Genomic DNA, 17,410 nt, shown 5'->3' on the forward strand with positions numbered 1-17,410 from the left:
CATGGGAAGCTTTTCAAAATTACTAATGTTTTATATCAGCTTTTTTTTCGTTGAACTGTAATAACCAGTCTTCTATTTCATCTTCTAAGTAGGAAGCCTGCAAAATCATTGCATTGATAAAATCATCAGGAACGGGTTCTCCACTGGAATTCTCGAGATTCCACAATTCATCAGACATATTTTCGTATTCACTGTACACTCTTTTGAACCGAGAATTTTGTCTTTCAAGAGCCTCAATATTTTTCTGCTGAAGCTGGAATTTTCTGTATTTGTTTTGACTTTTCATACAAATATTATTAAAGATTTTGATAAAAAAAATGATAAAATACGATCAAACCCGCATTACAAGATAGAAAAAACGCCCAACACAAACTGTTGAAAATGAATTTATTATCAGGTTACATTTATATTGTTCTGAGTAATAAATTTAAAAAGATTTTTGATTCAAAAAAAATATTTAACATCTTTTTTCACTGTTTAACATATAGTTATAAATTTGCAGTTCATATCAATTGAATGAGAGAGTTACTACTACGTCAAAAACAAATTTTATTCTTCATCATAGCCGGAGGTCTTAGTGCTATTGTTGAGATTGGAAGCTTTAAAGTTTTCAGCACCCAACTTCCCAGTATGTTTCCTGGAGAAACCAATTTTCATGGGATTCACTATCCTTTAAGTAATATTTTATCTACAAGCTGTGGGATCATTACCAATTATTTTCTGAGTATATGGTTTGTTTTTGAAAGAGGAAAGCATTCGAAGAAAAAGGAGTTCGCATATTTCATGCTGGTCTCTTTTATTTCGACCTTATTAAGTCTTAGCTTTTTCCAGTTTTTTTACAGTTTTATTTTTAAAGACAACATCAATTTAATTTTATATACATTAAGTCCGGAAATGATTAGCAAGATTGCCGCAATTTTATTAGTTTCGGTACTCAATTACTCAATAAAGAAGAAAGTAATTTTTAACGGATAACCTGTGGGAAAGATTCTAAATTATCTCTGGAGATTTTGGCTTTTGATTTTGGCTTTTTTTTTAACGATATTCTTCGGACTTTTCGTTTATATTTTATCTTTTAGTAAAAAGCATTACAAATACGCATATAAACTGATCCGTTTCTGGAGCTACGGAATGTTCTACGGAATGGGATTGCGACATGAAATCACCAATCTTTCCAATCAGCAACTCGAAAAAGGGAAACAATATGTGATCATTTCCAATCATACTTCCATTATGGATATTATGCTGACGTGTATTTTGTTCCCGCATCATCCAATTTGCTTTGTCGGAAAAAAGGAACTGGTGAAGATCCCTATTTTCGGAACCATATATAAAAGGATCTGCGTGATGGTAGACAGAAGCAGTGCGAGAAGTCGTGCCGATGTTTACAGAAGATGTGCGGAAAAAATGGAAGAAGGCTGCAGTATTGTGATCTTCCCGGAAGGCGGAGTTCCTGATGATACTTCTATTATTTTAGATGAATTCAAAGATGGCGCATTTACGTTGTCATCCAAACACAATTCTCCTATTGTCATTCATACATTTATCGGGTTAAAGGAAATTTTTCCTTTCGAAAGTTCTAAGGGGTACCCCGGCAAAGTGAAGGTTTTTTACAATGGTATTTTAGAACCTTCAAATTCTCCAAAAGATTTAAAATTGTCAGCTTTTGAGACAATAAAAAAAACTTTAGTTAAATACTCTTAATCAAAGAAATAATCTATATTTGTTTTCGAAATTTTAACTAACTATGTCTAATACAAATCAGCCAACTAATTACCCTGCATTATATACCCTTGTTCTGGTATTTTTCTTTTGGGGTTTTATTGCAGCGGGAAATAGTATTTTTATTCCTTTCTGTAAAAATTATTTTTCTCTGGATCAGTTCCAGTCTCAGTTAATCGACTTTGCGTTTTATACTGCTTATTTCCTTGGAGCTTTATTCCTTTTCATTTTCAGTACCATAAAAGGGATTGATATTATTGGAAAATGGGGATATAAAAAAAGTATTGTCTATGGACTTCTTTTATCTGCCATTGGTGCCGCTATTATGATTATTGCTGTTAAAAGCAATGTATATTACGGAATGCTTGTTGGTCTTTTTGTTGTGGCATTAGGATTCTCAATTCAGCAAACCGCAGCTAATCCGTTTGCTGTTTTGCTTGGTGATCCTAAAACAGGAACCAGTAGACAAAATTTAGCTGGTGGGATTAATTCTTTTGGAACATCTATCGGGCCAATTATTGTGGGACTTGCACTATTCGGAACAACAGCCACCGTAGACGACGATCAAATAAAGCATCTTGCACTTGATAAAGTTATTTTGCTTTACACAGCAGTAGGTGCTCTATTTCTTATTGCTGCAGGAGTTTTCTATTTTTCGAAAAAATTACCTGACGGAATCTCTACCGAACCGATGGAAAAGGCTGGGAAAGCAAGAAAAACTTTGGTTGTGATGACAATTTTAGTGATTTTATGTTTTGTTCCGGTATTTGGAAGTTACAATTCTGATGAAGGCAAAAAAGTAGAAGCATTAAATAATGAAATAAATATCATTAACAGCAGCATCAAGCAAGAAAAAGACAGCACCAAAATTGCTGAATATAATGCCACATTAGAAAATAAGAAAACAGAATTACACAGTGTAAAACATCCTTTAGAGAAAAAGAGAATGATGTATCTGGGAGGTGCCTTACTTATAGTTATAGCTTCTCTTTTATTTGCCAATACAAGCTCTAAAAAGAATCATGAAGGTTGGGGAGCAATGAAATATCCACAACTTGTTTTGGGAATGATTGCCATTCTTTCTTATGTAGGAGTAGAGGTTGCTATCGGAAGTAATCTAGGTGAATTATTAAGTATGCCAGAATTTGGAGCTCATCAATCATCCGATCTTGCCCCTTATATTTCAATGTATTGGGGAAGTTTAATGATTGGAAGATGGGCAGGAGCTATTAGTGTTTTCAATCTTAACAAGCAGCAACAAATGATCGCGACAATTGTAGTTCCTTTTATTGCATTTTTAGTCATCATTGGAATCAATACAATTGCACAGAAAGACATGACTCATTTGTATTATTATGTAATATGTATTGTTATTCAAGTCATCTTATTCTTGGTAAGTAAAAACAAACCGGCTCTTACTTTAATTATCTTCGGATTATTCGGAGTTTTGGCAATGATTATAGGTTTATTAACAACCGGAAACATTGCAATTTACGCTTTCCTTTCAGGAGGGTTGGCTTGTAGTATTATGTGGCCTTCAATTTTCACACTTGCAATTACTGGCTTAGGTAAATATACAGCACAAGGCTCTGCATTCTTAGTAATGATGATTCTTGGTGGTGGTATCATTCCTCCATTACAAGGTAAATTGGCTGATATTATTGGAATCCACAGTTCATATTTTATTCCTGTACTGTGTTTTGCATATATTACTATATTTGCATATCTAGCTAAACAAGCATTATCTAAACAAGGAATTAATGTTGACGTTTTAGAATCTGAAGGTGGTCATTAATATAAACAACATATATATGAAGAAAAGATTTTGGGCGGGTTTATTACTTGCCCAATTTCTTTTATTTTTTGTTTTCTCCAAATCAGTTTGGATGATTTCTTTCTTTGAAAGTCTTTTTGAAATTCAGAAAAAAACTCATCAACTACTTTTTTCATGGATTCCTTTTTCGGTGGGAGATGTTTTATATGTAATCTTAGGGATTTTCATTTTGTATACCATCATTAAGCTTTTTAAAAAGAAGGAAAGAAACAGAGCAATAATAAAATTTCTCTTTGTTATTAATGTTCTTTATTTCTGCTATCAGGTATTTTGGGGAATGTTGTATTTTCAGCCCCCCATTCTCTATAAGCTTTCAAGTCAAAAAGAACCGGATATAAACAAAGCAAAAATATTGGCTTTAAAATATCTTGAAAAATGTAAAGCAAGCAGAACAATGGTAAAAGAAGATAAGAATGGTGTTTTCATTATTTCCGATCTCACCTCTCTTCAATTAGAAATCCTACAAAGACAAAAGACAATACCTGGATACATTTCTTCTAAAAAGGTTTCCTCTGTTAATTCATTTAAGCCAAGTATATTCAAAAGCGTGATGAGTTTTACCGGTATTCTTGGATATTATAATCCTTTTACCGCAGAAGCCCAATACAACCCGCAACCTCCAGCCACAACAATACCTTTTACCTCTGCCCATGAAAGCTCCCATCAATTAGGTTTTGCCAGAGAACAGGAAGCGAATTTTATAGGTTATTTAATAGGAATTAACTCTACCAATTCAGACCTGCGCTACAGCACCGAATATTTCACTTTAAAAAGCCTTTTAAGGTTCATTATAGAAGAAGATCCTTCTTTTGTAAAATCGGTACAGAAAAACTACTCTGAAGGCATGAAAAGAGACCGGGCATTTGAAAAATCATTCATCCTGAAACATCAAAGCTGGTTAGACGATTTCTTTGGATTTACCAACAATCTTTTTCTTAAAAGCAATCAGCAGGAAGGATCTGTTACCTATTCTTACTTTATCGATCTATTGCTGAACTACGAAAATAATACATAAAAAAAGAATCGTATCAGGCGATACGATTCTAAAAACACAAATGATGAAAAAAAATTTATTACCTTGACTTGTTCCCTCATTCAAGGCGTTGTAAAAGTACAACAATATTTATAAAAAAAAAACTTATTTTCTTTTTTTATAAAGTTTTATGAAAAATTTAAGATTTCTTGAATTTATTTTAAGTTTTTTTTACAATTTTAAATAATTCACCATTAAGATACTTATTTATTATAAGAAAAATACAAGATTCCTCTTTTTAAACAATAATATCCATATAGAAGAATAGATATATTTTGTTTCTTAATTTGATTGAGATTAGCACTAAAATTATAAAGTTTACCTAAAGACAAAATAAACACCTAAAAAGTTCAGAGAAAGAAAATAAAATTGAAACCTCGTAAATCCAATAAAAGAAATTATACTTATATCATAAATAAAAAACGCAACTATTTCTAGTTGCGTTTTTAGTAGCGGGAACCGGACTCGAACCGATGACCTTCGGGTTATGAGCCCGACGAGCTACCTACTGCTCCATCCCGCGGTGTATTTTTGAGTGCCTACCGAAAGCACTTTTTGTAGCGAAGACGGGAATTGAACCCGTGACCTCAGGGTTATGAATCCTGCGCTCTAACCAACTGAGCTACCTCGCCTTTTTCGTGGTGCAAATATATAAATTATTTCTTACCCTCCAAAATTATTTTGCATTAAAATATTCTAAAACATTTCCCACGTGCTCTGGCTTACTGATTATCTTATTGTTAGCATCTAAAATAAAATACGTTGGTGTAGCGTGAACATTATACGTTTCCGAGTATGAACTATTCCATCCCTTCAATTCTGAATCATTGATCCAAGGAAAGGCCGCTATTTTACTTGTATATGAGCTTTTATCTACATCTAAAGACAATCCTATAACCTGAACATTTTTAGCCTGTAATTCCTTGTATTTAGCAAGTAACTGCGGAAGCTCATTTTCACAATGCGAACAAGTAGATGACCAGAAAATAATAATCTTTTTATCTGCCTTTACATCATGAATTGATTTCGCAGTAGTATTGACAGCAGACTGGAACTTATAGTTAGGAAAAACAGCTCCTAATTCCACATTTGCATTAGACTTTAATGTAGATGCTAATCTGTCTGTAATCGTACATTTAAGGCCTTTAGCAAGCGTCAAATATTTGCTTTTGAATTCGGACATATCATATACATCAAAAATGTCTATTAATTCTGATAAAACGGTTTGTCCACGCGGCGTTTCTACCTTTAATCTGTCCAATAATTTATCTACAGAGGCCGTAACATTGGTATTGCCTCCATTATTCAAATAAGCCACCAATATAGGTCTTAATAAAGACGAAGTTTCAAGCATATCATTCGACTTATCTATAAAGTTAACGATATCGTCCTGAGAAACCTTTTTCGTGTTTTCAGTAGATAGATATTTATTATAGTTTGTATTATAGTAGCTTACAAAAGGAAATTTTGATGCTTCTGCGATATCACTTCCTGTCAGTCTTCCTATTTCAACCTTTAATGCTTTACCAAAGTCTGTATTATCTTTATAGTATTCTTTTATTTGGGATAATGCAGGAAGTATAACTTCTTTTTTCTGAGACAATTCCTGAATACTGCTCATTAAAATATTAGCATCATCAAGATAAATGATGTCTTTTACTTTACTGCCATCAGCATCAAGTTTAATATTGACATTTTTATTTTCAGAAATAAATGAAACAGCACTATTGGTATTAGGAAAATATGCTTTCATCATTCCCGAATAAGCTTTTGGATACTTAAATGTCCATATATTATTTTTCTTCTGCTCTTTCGTAACAATAATATCTTTAGATCCGTTAAGTGTATATAAAATAGCATCATTCTCTTTAAATCCTTCAGGTGCCTGAATGGTTACTGAAAACTGAGCATGGATAGACAACGCGGTCATCATCCCAGACAATAAAAGTATCTTTTTCATAGGGTAAAAATAAAAAAACTCTCTGACTAATCAGAGAGTTTACTATTATTTTAATAAAATTTTTATATTTTCTGGCTTTTATACTTTTTTGTAAAAAATACAATAAGCAACATCGCTACGATTCCTAGCACATAAACATACATATCAATTGGTGAAGCCTGAGCTCCCGGAGTTCCTCCTCCAACTCCTCCCGGAGGATTTGGGTTTGTTGGTGTTTGTGCGTTAAAAATTGTATGCATTAGCAAACATAATGGGAATACTAATTTTAAATAAATCTTTTTCATAATTATCTTACAATTTTTGAGGTTACTCTTTCTCCTTTTTCAGACACTGCGTTTACAACATAGACTACTTTAACTTTTTTATCTAAATTTAAATCAAAGTCTCCTTTTGCATTCACTCCTTTTTGAGAGAGAACCAATTTGCCACTCATATCAAACACATTAATTTCTGCTGTTTTCCATGATGGATCAAATCTTACGAAATATCCGTCTGTATCTGGATTATAAATAACCATTGTTTTTGCAGACTTATTTACTTCTGAAGTTGCTAAAGTTCCAGAATTAGGAGCTCCATAGTATAGATCATACTCAACTCCGTTTGCATTACCGTTTGCAGTAATCACAGCTCCTTGAGTAGCAGCAGTTACATTAGCATCAGTAGATTTTTTATAATAGAATCCTTCACCTGCAGAAAGAACATGAGTTCCATTTGCAACTAAAGCCGCATTTTCTCTAATTTCGAATTTAAAGGAAACAATACTTGGATCATAATTCACCATTTTTATATTTTTCCCTTTAAAGTTAACTTCATTAGCTTCGTTAATGTACATCCAGTAATTAACATTGTTCAAGTCATATCCTCCGTTTACAGGATCTTCTTCAAAAGTTCCTAGTGAACTGCTTGATGTAATTACCTGAGCTTTAACTGCTGCCGAATGTCCTGAAATAGTAGTTGGAGATACAATATAATAAGTTCTAGCTACTTCGTTTCCGTTAGCATCCAGACCAATAACTCCTAATTGCTTTAAAGTACCACTTGCCCCATTTTTATTGGCAGTCACAGAATAAGGAGTTGTAGCAGCATTTCTTGAATAGTAGTTAAATCTACGAAGATTTGCTAAGTTTAAGTTAGGCTGTGTAACATTGTCATTCAATTTAACAACAAATGTTCCATAAGGTCTAATCATAGCATAATCAACATCTCCCGCCAAAGCTCCTCCACCAAAAGTGATGAATTTATACGCAGAAGCACCTCCACCTCCAGTAGTAGAATACTGTACACCTTGATATTCTAATCGAACTCCGTAAATATTACTTAAATAGTTACCATCAGAGTTTGTTTGATTAACCCCCAGATTACTCAAATCTAAGTTAGTCATGAACGGGTTACCAAACTGATAGATATTTTTTCCAAAATTACCAGTCCAAACTCCTGCAGAAGCACTAAAGCCATCTTGCAAATAAGTATTGTACTTTTCGTTTACTGGGTTTATAGCATTCCCTCCTGTTCCGAAGTTAACATTTGCTCCAGCATTTGCTAAAGAAACAGTTGTATTAACATCAGAAACAGGTCTTCCAACCATTGTTCTAGTATTACCGGAAACATTTAATCCGCTTCCACCTACAATATAATAGGCGTAAGGACTTACATCAGCTCCCATAGTAGTGTTCAGCCCCGAAGGTAGATTGTGGAAGTACACATTTGTGTTATCCCAATAAAGGATTTCGTTTTTAGACCCCCTAACAGTAGTAAAGGTTTTTCCTAGTTCAGCTCCGCTATTAGCGTTTAATGATGCAATTGTCTTTCCGTAGAAAGGCATTCCCATTTGCTGATAATCACCATGACTTACTGCTCTGTATTCCTGATTTACAACACCTGTTATTTTATCCTGAGGTAAACCAGAGATAAATAACTGTCCATAAGTGTAAACTGGAGTAGCAGTAGAGGAATTGGTATTAACAGAAGCGTAAGCTGTAGCCTGATTAAGTTTGTTAACAAAAGAGCCACCAGCATTTCCTGTTGTGATTTCAGCACCTGATGTATCTAAATTTCTGAAAACATCAGTTGCGGCTCCTTGAACCATAAAGTTTCCGTGGTTTTCAACGATTCCGTTTCCTTTCGTTTCTACTCCACCCCCACTATAGACCAAGGTACCTTGACTTACAAAAACATTTGCCGAATTGTCGATGTGCAGTAGCTGCGCCTGAACAGAACACATCGTAGCCAAAAGTGCTATAGTAAATAAATTTTTTTTCATTGTATAATATTTTTATGTGTTATTATAATAAAATACCTATGCAAATATATAATTTTTTTTTAAACAAAAACTATAAAAATCATTTAGTTAGCAAAATATTATCATCCGTTAGTATGATTTCCTTTTGTTCACCGATATCAAACATATAATCTTCAAGCACTTTTTCTGTGGTTCCTCTAAGACCTCTTGCTCCCAATCCTTTTTCCATTGTTTCTTCTACAATCTTCTCAATGGCTTCATCCGTAAAGGTAAGTTTAGTGGCATCCATCTTGAAAAGCTCAACAAATTGATTCACAATTGAATTCTTTGGTTCCTTCATAATTCTTACCATTGTTTCTTTGGTAAGTTTTTCCAAATAAGTAATGATGGGGAATCTTCCCAAAAGTTCAGGAATCAATCCAAAAGATCTTAAATCTATTGCATTAATATTTCTTAATACATACTCATTTTCGTCTACTTTGTTTATTTTTTCAGAGCTGAAACCAATTGCCTGCTTATTCATTCTTCGCTCAATGATTTCTTTAATACCGTCAAAAGCTCCTCCTGCAATAAATAAAATATTCTGAGTATTTACCTGGATATATTTCTGATCGGGATGTTTTCTTCCTCCTTGTGGCGGAACATTAACAATACTTCCTTCCAATAATTTCAATAAACCTTGCTGCACCCCTTCTCCTGAAACGTCTCTTGTAATGCTAGGATTATCAGATTTTCTTGCAATTTTATCTATTTCATCAATAAATACAATCCCTTTTTCTGCTTTTTCAACATCATAATCAGCCACCATCAAAAGTCTTGACAGGATACTTTCGACATCTTCTCCTACATAACCCGCTTCTGTAAGAATTGTTGCATCTACAATACAAAACGGAACGTTCAGCTCACGGGCAATGGTTTTTGCCAATAAAGTTTTTCCGGTTCCTGTTTCACCAATCATGATGATATTTGACTTTTCCAGCTCAACTTCTCTATTTTCATCTTTAGCATGAAGCAACCTCTTATAATGATTATAAACGGCTATAGAAAGTTGTTTTTTGGCTTGATCCTGCCCAATGACATACTGATCCAAAAAGCCTTTAATTTCTTTAGGTTTCTTTAGCTCCTCAATACTTTCGGCTGGAGAATATCCTGTTTTAGAAGTACTGTCTTTAACGATTGAATGTGCTTGTTCGATACAATTTTCACAAATAAAACCATTCTGCCCAGAAATCAGCATCTGTACTTCATTTCTTTTTTTACCGCAGAATGAACATTGATTTGAGTTCATTTTATATAAATATATTATTAAAGAAAATCGTAAAAAATTACTTTTTTACGATCTCTTTTATGTGTTAAGAATTAATAATTGAATTTTGAATTTCTGTATATTCTTCTACAGATAATTGAAGTCTTTCGTTTCTGAAATTCATATCTTCCATTTTATTTAAAGGAATCAAATGAATATGTGCATGAGGAACTTCCAGTCCCACTACAGCAACTCCCACTCTTATACAAGGAATTGCATTTTTCACTTTCTTAGCCACTTCCTGAGCAAATCCCCAAAGATTTTTATATTCTTCGCTATCCAGATCAAAAATCAGGTCTACCTCTTTTTTAGGAACGACCAAGGTATGTCCTTTTACTAAAGGCATTGCATCTAAAAATGCAACAAAGTTTTCGTCTTCAGCAATTTTATAAGCCGGTATTTCTCCGTTAATTATTTTTGTGAATATTGTGCTCATTATTTCTAAGGATTTAGTTTCTTACAGAGTGATTTCCAATACTTCGAAAGACAGTTTGTTTCCGTTTGGTAAAGTAATTTCAGCCGTTTCGCCTACTACTTTACCTAATAAACCTTTAGCAATAGGTGTATTTACAGAAATTTTCCCAGATTTCAGATCACTTTCGTTGTCCGGAACCAAAGTAAATACCTGCTCTTGTTTTGTGCCATTATTTTTAAGTCTCACCGTTGTCAGAATTGAAACTTTAGAAGTATCTAATTGGCTTTCATCTATAATTTTAGAAGTAGAAATAACATCTTTTAATTTAGAAATCCTCATTTCAAGCATTCCCTGCGCTTCTTTAGCGGCATCATATTCAGCATTTTCAGACAAGTCCCCCTTGTCTCTGGCTTCTGCAATCTGCTGGGTAATTTTAGGTCTTTCTATAGTTTCCAACTGTTCTAGCTCAGCTTTCATTTTGTCTAATCCCTCCTTTGTAACATAGCTTGCCATAATTTTCAAAATTTAGTTTTAGTATAAAAAAATAATCCGACATTTGTCGGACAATGTTTTCGTGTAATAATCGTTTATTTTTACAAATATATAAAAATTTAAATTGAAATGAAAAAAACTTTTTCAATCCTATTTATTTTAACAATACTGATTTTCAGTAATTTAAGCTTGAACTCATGCGGAAGAACTCAAGACACGGTAAGCTGTTTCCCAAGCAGCCCAATCAATGTTACATTAAATCTGAATCTTCCCGCCTACTATAATCTTAATAACACCGGAGGATGGATTTATATCAACGAGCAGCAATCCGGAACCAGAGGGTTAATTGCTGTAAGAACTTCCGGCTCTTCTTTTAAAATATATGACCGAAATGCCCCTCATCTTTGTCCTGATACCAACACGACTCTTGAAGTAAAAGATGATATCAGCATTATCTGTCCGAAAGATGATGCCAAGTGGATTCTTCTGACTGGGCAGCCTGCCAATCAGGTTACCGGACTGCCTCCTAAAACCTATACGTATACCTATGATACTTCATCAAATATTTTAAACATCTATTATTAATATGAAAGTTGTTATACAGAGAGTTTCAGAATCCAGCGTAAAAGTAGATGGTGCCATCGTAGGTGAAATCGGAAAAGGACTGATGCTTTTGGTAGGAATTGATGAAAATGACGAAAAAACAGATGCAGACTGGATCGTTCAGAAAATTTTAAATCTCAGAATTTTCGGAGATGAAGATGACAAACTCAACCTTTCTGTACAGGATATTAAAGGTGAAATCCTTTGTATAAGTCAGTTTACACTGATTGCTGATTACAAAAAAGGAAACCGCCCTTCTTTCATTAAAGCAGCAAAACCGGATAAAGCTATTCCTCTTTTTGATTATTTTAAAGAACAGATCTCAAAATCCGGACTCAAAACGGAAAGCGGAATTTTTGGAGCGGATATGAAGGTTTCATTAATCAATGACGGTCCCGTAACGATTGTGATGGATTCCATTACAAAAGCTTAATTTTACAACAAAATATAATTTATATAAAGAAATGAAAAAAACATTAGCGACTTTGGCTCTACTTGCCGGATTTACGGCTTCTTTTGCTCAAAAGTCTTATACTGATGAGCAGAAAGCATCTTATTATATCGGTCTTGATATTGCTCAGAACATGAAAAGACAAGGATTCACTGTAGATCCGGATCTTATGGCCCAAGCTTTAAAAGATGAGTTTTCTGATAAAGCAAAATTATTTCCAAAGGAAGAAATGGGTACTTTTCTACAAGAATTCATGCAGAAGCAAAATGAAAAAAAGCAGGCTGAAGCACAGGTAAAAGCAGGAGAAAACAAGAAAAAAGGAGCGGAATTCTCAGCTAAAAACAAGCTTAACAAGAAAATAACAACTACTGCAAGTGGTTTACAATATGAAGTTCTGCAACCTGGTGACGGAAAAGCAAAACCGACTGCTTCCAGTACAGCCAATGTAAAATACACAGGAAAACTGATGGACGGAACTGTTTTTGACAGTACAGATAATCACGGAGGACAACCAATGGAGATGGGGCTTTCCGGTGTAATTAAAGGTTGGACAGAAGGAATTCAGTTAATGACAAAAGGAGCAAAATACAGATTTTACATTCCTTCAGATTTAGCTTACGGTGACAATGGAGCCGGTGGAGTAATTCCTCCGGGAGCAACTCTTATTTTCGATATCGAACTGGTAGATTTTAAATAAAACTATCATTAAAATAAAAAGCAGCCTTTCAATTTTCTTGAAAGGCTGCTTTTTTATCTTACAAAATTATTTCGCAGGTACGCTGCTGAAATTAAGTGCAATTTTTATATTCATATCAGAACTTGTCTGATTTTTCAGTTCGTAAACCGTTCTTACGGTAAGACCTGTGCTTTTTACAACCTCATCTAAGAAACCCGTATCATTTAAATCTAAATTTAAGCTTGATGAACTTGTAGAGATATTAGATCTTGAAGCAACTAGTCTTTCACCAGTTCCGCTTGAGGAAACATAGACTTTGATTGATTTAAAATCATTAAGACTTCCATTGGAAGGGGTAACAACAGATACTTTTGCATCAGAAATCCTTACATCTTTTATTTTAGCATTATTATTTCCTCCAAACCAAGTCTGAACATTGGATGCTGTTGCCGTAGAAGACACTTCTTTATCTGCAGGCACTCCTGTAGAAATTAATACATTGGCTGTATAAGGGAATGTATTCTGAACAAGAGACTGTACCGTTCCGCAGCTTACCAAAGCCACAGAAGCAATTATAGCTGTTGAAAATATCTTTTTCATAATAATTTATTTACAAATTCACTTGCATAAACTATACCAAATCTATTCTATTTTCACAGAAAAAGCTCCGGTAATTGCACCGTCTGCCATATTGTTTTTTCCTATAATAAGCCATACTTCACCTTTTTCCGGAATATCATAGGTAATCTCCCTTCCAAAAGGTCCGTCCATCTTTCCGTCCGGAAGTTTGATCTGATTGATTCTTATGTTGAAATCATTTTGCTTCGTAATGATTTTTGCTTTCAACTGAGATTTTGAATAGTTTGAAATTTTAAGGATCAGTTTATCATAATCTTTGGTAAATTCTTCCTGTATTTGTATAGGAAAATTATTTCTTTCTACGGTTTTCATGATGACCCTGCCCTTTTTTTCTTCAGCAGTAATCGTATTGTTTGCCTCAGAAATCGTGTCTGCACTTTTAGCATCTTCTTTCTTTACCGTTGAATCTGCTTTATATTCAGATTTTTCTTTTACACTTACAGAATCATACGTTTTTATTTCTGTGTTTTTTACTTCTTTTTTACAAGAGAACAAAAGAACCGGAATGATGAACAGCAACTTTTTCATATGTTATTTTTTAATGGATTCGTAGTATAAAATTTTGGACAGGAATGTGGTTTTATCACTTTCCACTCTATCATAATTAATCTTTGTCTTCATCTCTTTCGGAAAAGCCTGTTCCAACACCTCATCATTATAATTCAGGGAATGCAGGAATTCAAAATTCCCTTTATGATTCCCGATATTATATTGTGTCGCCATTCCGCCCCAATTGAAATAACTGCAAACCAAAATCATTCCATAGAAATACCACAGCATCTGATTGAACAGAAAAGCATTGGTTTTTTGTTTCTGAATTTTGATGAAAGTAATTACCAGTCCAATAATACTCAATACTAAAAATGCATATACACCGAGTCTTTTATATGTTAATCCTAACTCCTGAACATATTCCGTGTTTTTAGCCATCGCAGAAAATATTAAAACCGAATTCAGAACCACCCATATTTTAGCAAGTGTTTTTAGTATTCCCGCATTTTTATCAAAATTAAAAGCTCCTTTGAAATAGAACATAATGACTGCAATTGCCATAACAATACTGAATATGACAGCCACTACTCTTTCATGGGTTTCATCTGAAAGCTGGGACGGTGTTTTCGGAGCTTCATAGAATTGTTCGTAGTTATAGGTGAAGATAAAGAATAAAAGCATCACATTTAAGACTAAAAATGTTATGATACCGCTGGTTCTTTCCAGATTAAACGTCATAAAACTAAAAGATGCCTTTTGAGATCTTTGCTGAACCGAGAAGGTATTGTTTAAGTAATAATTTTGTTTGTAGATAAATCTTTCCACAGAAAAATTCCAGAAATTGAAGGCGATAAAGAATCCTAAAATAGCAAGCCCGAAGAAATCAAGGAAATTAAAGTCAAATTCAATATTTTCGAAAAGAGTGGCAAAATGATTACTTCCATAGGTATAGATACAGAAGAACACGATAATGAAAATAGCCGGAATCAGAATAATAGCGATCGTTTTCTGCAATATTCCTGATGTATTGAATTTCGGAAGCCATTTCTCAAAACTGAAAAAACGGCAAATAAAAGTGAAGAAATTCGTCACAAAAACCGGAATGATAAAAAGAGATTTTAATTTCCGTGTTTTTGACTTAAGCCCCAGAAATAAGAGAGAAGCTGCCAAAGCTAAAAGTGAGGGAAAGTCACGGTACCATGCAAATGCAAAACTTGATAAAACGGAAGCTGCAAACAGAATATAAAACGTCTGGGTTTTATTTTTCTTTGGGGCAGTAAAAAAGGTAAGCAAGGCATAGACAATTCCGAGGATTCCCAGATTAATTCCCGGTGTTTCTCCATAAAAAAGCACAACGAAAAGTACGGTTGTCAAAAGAATAAGATGATACGTTTTCATAAGTAAAGTTTTAATAAATAGAGTTTAATAAAGAACAGGAGTTTCTTTTTGTCTGAAAAAGTCATGGAGATGTTCAAAATTCTGCCAGAGCAGCGCCTCAAAATCCAAATGATGAAATGTTCTCATGTTTTGCCCTTTTCGGTAAGCATTCTTATACATTCTCATATATTCAGGAAGGATAAGGGTTCCCAGTACAATGGCAGCCAAAAGGTGTGCATTGAGTTTTCCGTTTCCCAACAGAAGATACTGCATGGCGATTTCTTCTTCAAATTGGGTTCCTATGCCTGTTATCAAATGATGCACATCATGATTTTCCATCTTGGGAATCATTGAAAAGCCATGTTTCTTATAAAATTCACCTAACTTTCTTCCTAAAGAGTCTTTATGAAACTCCAGCAATTGTTTTTCATTAAACTGCCATTGTCTTTTCTTCTTCTTAAAATAGGTTCTATAGAGTTTTTGTGTTTTGTCGTAAATGAAGAGTAAGAATTTGACGCGTAGTTTTTTCATAATTTTATTTTAATAATCAATTAGACATCCATAAATAAATGATACAGGAATATTAATCAAAAGCATCGATGCAGATTTAAGGCAGATTTTCAGTTTAGATTGGTATAAGACCCCATAAGTAAGCAAGGAAAAAAATACCATGGCATTGATTAGTGTGAATACACAAAGAATCAAACCGCCGAAAACAGCAAATTCAGTCATTATCCCCGAAAACAAGCTGAAAAACAAAATACTCCCTCCTAAAAAGGAAAATATAAATACCCATTTTCCAATATTTAAAATATTTTTATCACTCATCATTTATCCTTTAATTAAAGTAATCAGCAAAAGCTTTTTCAGGAAATCTTTTCTAGTCATGCTTTTCTTATGTATTAACTTCCTGCAAACGGACTCCCAAAAATCCCTACTGCCAGTTCTATCCAGATAAGAATGAGAGCAAGAATCACTGTTCCGCAAATAATGAATTTAACCGCAAGCGTTTTTTCAGAATTAATCACCCAATTGATGACTCCGGCCGTTCCAAAAAGTAAAATTGCTGCGATCATAAAATCCGGTAAAGACCAGTTGAAGCCCTGTATAAAGAGTGTACAGAAAAAAGCTGCTGCCAGTAGTAAGGCAGGAACAGCGAAAATCAGAATGTTGGTTGGTTTTAGTGTTTTCATATTATTACAATTTACAAAGCACTTTGAAATACAAAGTTAAAATTCAAAAAAAAATAGATCTTATATTCCTAATAATTTTTCAAGTGCATTTAAATGTTCCGTAAATGCCAATCTTCCGGCTTGTGTTACCCGGTAAGAGGTCTTTGGCTTTTTTCCTACAAATTCTTTTTTTACTTCTATATAATTAGACTTTTCCAGTGCACTGCTATGACTTGCCAGATTGCCGTCTGTAATTTCCAAAAGGTTTTTCATCTCCGAAAAATCAACCCAGTCGTTCACCATAAGAACAGACATAATGCCCAATCTTACACGACTTTCAAATTCTTTGTTGAGTTGATTTATCTTGATCATTTTTAATTTTCTTTAGGAAAGCATTGAGGCCCAATCGCCCCGCCTCCATATTCTAACATTAAGTTTCTATTTACCAGAATATACTCACACTTGCAATTATATTCACTTCTATCTGTTTTACTATCTTGAAAAATATTAAATGAATACATTCCAAGACCACTCCTTTTAAAACCAATTTTTATGGGCTTACCATCTTCTACAGATATACAATTAGCTTTATCCAATCTTTTTTTTAATTCTGTAACTTCTTTTACATTCCACTTTAACAAGCTTCTTAGATCATCTTTTTGCAAAACATCAGTACTTATATCCCATTCCTGATATATTACATGAGACCTAGACAAAGAATCTTTAGATATTACCTGGAGCCTTGCAAGAGTATTATCATCTTTGAATTCTATATCTACCCAATAATCTTCAGGCTTTATATGATTATAATAATGTATTAATTCTGAAATTTCTTTTTCTTTAGAATAATATTTATCTTTAAGCTCTGAAGCAGAATACTTTTTATCAAAACTTCCAAAAGCCGCTGCAACCATAAAGGACATCACTGCAAAACCAATTATCAATAATCCACCTACAGAAGCTAGAATAATTAAGAAGTATTTCAGAAACTTGTTCATC

21 protein-coding genes and 2 tRNA genes are annotated in these 17,410 nt (G+C 33.6%); 7 read left to right on the forward strand and 16 right to left on the reverse strand.

The annotated features are described in order from the left end of the window. Positions 1-22: 22 nt before the first annotated feature. Complete coding sequence (locus JI747_RS05310) at positions 23-286, reverse strand: hypothetical protein (protein ID WP_225686813.1); 264 nt, start codon at positions 284-286, stop codon at positions 23-25. 230 nt (positions 287-516) lie between these two features. Between JI747_RS05310 and JI747_RS05315 the strand changes: the two genes are divergently transcribed. From JI747_RS05315 to JI747_RS05330, 4 genes are read left to right on the forward strand one after another with little or no spacing between them, the layout of a single operon-like run. Continuing rightward, positions 517-975, forward strand: a complete 459-nt coding sequence (locus tag JI747_RS05315; RefSeq protein ID WP_225686816.1) for a GtrA family protein — start codon at positions 517-519, stop codon at positions 973-975. A gap of 3 nt (positions 976-978) precedes the next feature. After that, on the forward strand, positions 979-1,704 hold the full coding sequence (locus tag JI747_RS05320) for a lysophospholipid acyltransferase family protein (protein WP_225686817.1): 726 nt from the start codon (positions 979-981) through the stop codon (positions 1,702-1,704). Positions 1,705-1,747: 43 nt separating this feature from the next. After that, on the forward strand, positions 1,748-3,517 hold the full coding sequence (locus JI747_RS05325) for an MFS transporter (protein ID WP_225686818.1): 1,770 nt from the start codon (positions 1,748-1,750) through the stop codon (positions 3,515-3,517). Between the two features lie 16 nt (positions 3,518-3,533). Next, complete coding sequence (locus JI747_RS05330) at positions 3,534-4,571, forward strand: DUF3810 domain-containing protein (RefSeq protein WP_225686819.1); 1,038 nt, start codon at positions 3,534-3,536, stop codon at positions 4,569-4,571. A 468-nt stretch (positions 4,572-5,039) separates the two neighbouring features. Here the strand turns inward: JI747_RS05330 and JI747_RS05335 are convergent. The 8 genes from JI747_RS05335 to greA all read right to left on the reverse strand — a co-directional run bounded on the left by JI747_RS05335 (position 5,040) and on the right by greA (position 11,022). Further along, positions 5,040-5,112: transfer RNA gene (locus JI747_RS05335), tRNA-Met, on the reverse strand. 35 nt (positions 5,113-5,147) lie between these two features. Then, positions 5,148-5,221: transfer RNA gene (locus tag JI747_RS05340), tRNA-Met, on the reverse strand. 44 nt (positions 5,222-5,265) lie between these two features. Continuing rightward, positions 5,266-6,549, reverse strand: coding sequence for a TlpA family protein disulfide reductase (locus JI747_RS05345; RefSeq protein WP_225686820.1), 1,284 nt, complete (start codon positions 6,547-6,549; stop codon positions 5,266-5,268). Between the two features lie 62 nt (positions 6,550-6,611). Beyond that, the gene (locus tag JI747_RS05350) at positions 6,612-6,788 is read right to left on the reverse strand and encodes a signal peptidase (RefSeq protein ID WP_225686821.1); all 177 of its coding nucleotides are present in this window, start codon (positions 6,786-6,788) and stop codon (positions 6,612-6,614) included. Between the two features lie 47 nt (positions 6,789-6,835). Then, entirely contained in the window at positions 6,836-8,809 is a 1,974-nt protein-coding gene (locus JI747_RS05355) for a T9SS type A sorting domain-containing protein (RefSeq protein ID WP_225686822.1), read from the reverse strand. 79 nt (positions 8,810-8,888) lie between these two features. Continuing rightward, positions 8,889-10,076 (reverse strand): ATP-dependent Clp protease ATP-binding subunit ClpX, encoded by a 1,188-nt coding sequence (gene clpX / locus JI747_RS05360; protein WP_225686824.1) that lies wholly within the window; start codon positions 10,074-10,076, stop codon positions 8,889-8,891. Between the two features lie 64 nt (positions 10,077-10,140). After that, the gene (locus JI747_RS05365; RefSeq protein ID WP_225686826.1) at positions 10,141-10,530 is read right to left on the reverse strand and encodes an HIT family protein; all 390 of its coding nucleotides are present in this window, start codon (positions 10,528-10,530) and stop codon (positions 10,141-10,143) included. 21 nt (positions 10,531-10,551) lie between these two features. Further along, complete coding sequence (greA, locus tag JI747_RS05370) at positions 10,552-11,022, reverse strand: transcription elongation factor GreA (protein ID WP_225686828.1); 471 nt, start codon at positions 11,020-11,022, stop codon at positions 10,552-10,554. A gap of 108 nt (positions 11,023-11,130) precedes the next feature. Between greA and JI747_RS05375 the strand changes: the two genes are divergently transcribed. Genes JI747_RS05375 through JI747_RS05385 form a run of 3 tightly spaced genes read left to right on the forward strand, consistent with a single transcriptional unit; the run spans position 11,131 to position 12,752 of the window. Continuing rightward, positions 11,131-11,586 (forward strand): hypothetical protein, encoded by a 456-nt coding sequence (locus JI747_RS05375; RefSeq protein WP_225686830.1) that lies wholly within the window; start codon positions 11,131-11,133, stop codon positions 11,584-11,586. Position 11,587: 1 nt separating this feature from the next. After that, entirely contained in the window at positions 11,588-12,037 is a 450-nt protein-coding gene (dtd, locus tag JI747_RS05380) for a D-aminoacyl-tRNA deacylase (protein WP_225686832.1), read from the forward strand. A gap of 31 nt (positions 12,038-12,068) precedes the next feature. Further along, complete coding sequence (locus JI747_RS05385; protein ID WP_225686834.1) at positions 12,069-12,752, forward strand: FKBP-type peptidyl-prolyl cis-trans isomerase; 684 nt, start codon at positions 12,069-12,071, stop codon at positions 12,750-12,752. A gap of 66 nt (positions 12,753-12,818) precedes the next feature. On the opposite strand, the gene JI747_RS05390 is transcribed toward JI747_RS05385, so the two are convergent. The 7 genes from JI747_RS05390 to JI747_RS05420 form a co-directional block, all read right to left on the reverse strand. After that, positions 12,819-13,331, reverse strand: coding sequence for a hypothetical protein (locus JI747_RS05390; RefSeq protein ID WP_225686836.1), 513 nt, complete (start codon positions 13,329-13,331; stop codon positions 12,819-12,821). Positions 13,332-13,373: 42 nt separating this feature from the next. Then, positions 13,374-13,898 carry a hypothetical protein gene (locus JI747_RS05395; RefSeq protein ID WP_225686838.1) on the reverse strand — a complete coding sequence of 175 codons (525 nt, stop codon included), beginning with the start codon at positions 13,896-13,898 and terminating at the stop codon, positions 13,374-13,376. 3 nt (positions 13,899-13,901) lie between these two features. Then, on the reverse strand, positions 13,902-15,260 hold the full coding sequence (locus tag JI747_RS05400) for a DUF4153 domain-containing protein (RefSeq protein ID WP_225686840.1): 1,359 nt from the start codon (positions 15,258-15,260) through the stop codon (positions 13,902-13,904). A 24-nt stretch (positions 15,261-15,284) separates the two neighbouring features. Then, positions 15,285-15,770 carry a ubiquinone biosynthesis protein COQ4 gene (locus tag JI747_RS05405; RefSeq protein WP_225686842.1) on the reverse strand — a complete coding sequence of 162 codons (486 nt, stop codon included), beginning with the start codon at positions 15,768-15,770 and terminating at the stop codon, positions 15,285-15,287. Positions 15,771-16,141: 371 nt separating this feature from the next. Next, the gene (locus tag JI747_RS05410) at positions 16,142-16,432 is read right to left on the reverse strand and encodes a hypothetical protein (protein ID WP_225686844.1); all 291 of its coding nucleotides are present in this window, start codon (positions 16,430-16,432) and stop codon (positions 16,142-16,144) included. A 60-nt stretch (positions 16,433-16,492) separates the two neighbouring features. Continuing rightward, positions 16,493-16,783 (reverse strand): winged helix-turn-helix domain-containing protein, encoded by a 291-nt coding sequence (locus JI747_RS05415; protein ID WP_225686845.1) that lies wholly within the window; start codon positions 16,781-16,783, stop codon positions 16,493-16,495. Positions 16,784-16,785: 2 nt separating this feature from the next. Next, positions 16,786-17,409, reverse strand: coding sequence for a hypothetical protein (locus tag JI747_RS05420; RefSeq protein WP_225686846.1), 624 nt, complete (start codon positions 17,407-17,409; stop codon positions 16,786-16,788). Position 17,410: the final 1 nt, after the last annotated feature.

This window comes from Chryseobacterium tagetis (assembly GCF_016735585.2).
GTDB classification, from domain to species: domain Bacteria; phylum Bacteroidota; class Bacteroidia; order Flavobacteriales; family Weeksellaceae; genus Chryseobacterium; species Chryseobacterium tagetis.

What these genes read in the sequence shown, in the direction of transcription:
- JI747_RS05310 (WP_225686813.1), bottom strand. Translation starts at nt 286, where the DNA reads ATGAAAAGTCAAAACAAATACAGAAAATTCCAGCTTCAGCAGAAAAAT.
- JI747_RS05315 (WP_225686816.1), top strand. Translation starts at nt 517, where the DNA reads ATGAGAGAGTTACTACTACGTCAAAAACAAATTTTATTCTTCATCATA.
- JI747_RS05325 (WP_225686818.1), top strand. Translation starts at nt 1,748, where the DNA reads ATGTCTAATACAAATCAGCCAACTAATTACCCTGCATTATATACCCTT.
- JI747_RS05330 (WP_225686819.1), top strand. Translation starts at nt 3,534, where the DNA reads ATGAAGAAAAGATTTTGGGCGGGTTTATTACTTGCCCAATTTCTTTTA.
- JI747_RS05345 (WP_225686820.1), bottom strand. Translation starts at nt 6,549, where the DNA reads ATGAAAAAGATACTTTTATTGTCTGGGATGATGACCGCGTTGTCTATC.
- JI747_RS05350 (WP_225686821.1), bottom strand. Translation starts at nt 6,788, where the DNA reads ATGCATACAATTTTTAACGCACAAACACCAACAAACCCAAATCCTCCG.
- JI747_RS05355 (WP_225686822.1), bottom strand. Translation starts at nt 8,809, where the DNA reads ATGAAAAAAAATTTATTTACTATAGCACTTTTGGCTACGATGTGTTCT.
- clpX (WP_225686824.1), bottom strand. Translation starts at nt 10,076, where the DNA reads ATGAACTCAAATCAATGTTCATTCTGCGGTAAAAAAAGAAATGAAGTA.
- JI747_RS05365 (WP_225686826.1), bottom strand. Translation starts at nt 10,530, where the DNA reads ATGAGCACAATATTCACAAAAATAATTAACGGAGAAATACCGGCTTAT.
- greA (WP_225686828.1), bottom strand. Translation starts at nt 11,022, where the DNA reads ATGGCAAGCTATGTTACAAAGGAGGGATTAGACAAAATGAAAGCTGAG.
- JI747_RS05375 (WP_225686830.1), top strand. Translation starts at nt 11,131, where the DNA reads ATGAAAAAAACTTTTTCAATCCTATTTATTTTAACAATACTGATTTTC.
- dtd (WP_225686832.1), top strand. Translation starts at nt 11,588, where the DNA reads ATGAAAGTTGTTATACAGAGAGTTTCAGAATCCAGCGTAAAAGTAGAT.
- JI747_RS05385 (WP_225686834.1), top strand. Translation starts at nt 12,069, where the DNA reads ATGAAAAAAACATTAGCGACTTTGGCTCTACTTGCCGGATTTACGGCT.
- JI747_RS05390 (WP_225686836.1), bottom strand. Translation starts at nt 13,331, where the DNA reads ATGAAAAAGATATTTTCAACAGCTATAATTGCTTCTGTGGCTTTGGTA.
- JI747_RS05395 (WP_225686838.1), bottom strand. Translation starts at nt 13,898, where the DNA reads ATGAAAAAGTTGCTGTTCATCATTCCGGTTCTTTTGTTCTCTTGTAAA.
- JI747_RS05400 (WP_225686840.1), bottom strand. Translation starts at nt 15,260, where the DNA reads ATGAAAACGTATCATCTTATTCTTTTGACAACCGTACTTTTCGTTGTG.
- JI747_RS05405 (WP_225686842.1), bottom strand. Translation starts at nt 15,770, where the DNA reads ATGAAAAAACTACGCGTCAAATTCTTACTCTTCATTTACGACAAAACA.
- JI747_RS05410 (WP_225686844.1), bottom strand. Translation starts at nt 16,432, where the DNA reads ATGAAAACACTAAAACCAACCAACATTCTGATTTTCGCTGTTCCTGCC.
- JI747_RS05415 (WP_225686845.1), bottom strand. Translation starts at nt 16,783, where the DNA reads ATGATCAAGATAAATCAACTCAACAAAGAATTTGAAAGTCGTGTAAGA.
- JI747_RS05420 (WP_225686846.1), bottom strand. Translation starts at nt 17,409, where the DNA reads ATGAACAAGTTTCTGAAATACTTCTTAATTATTCTAGCTTCTGTAGGT.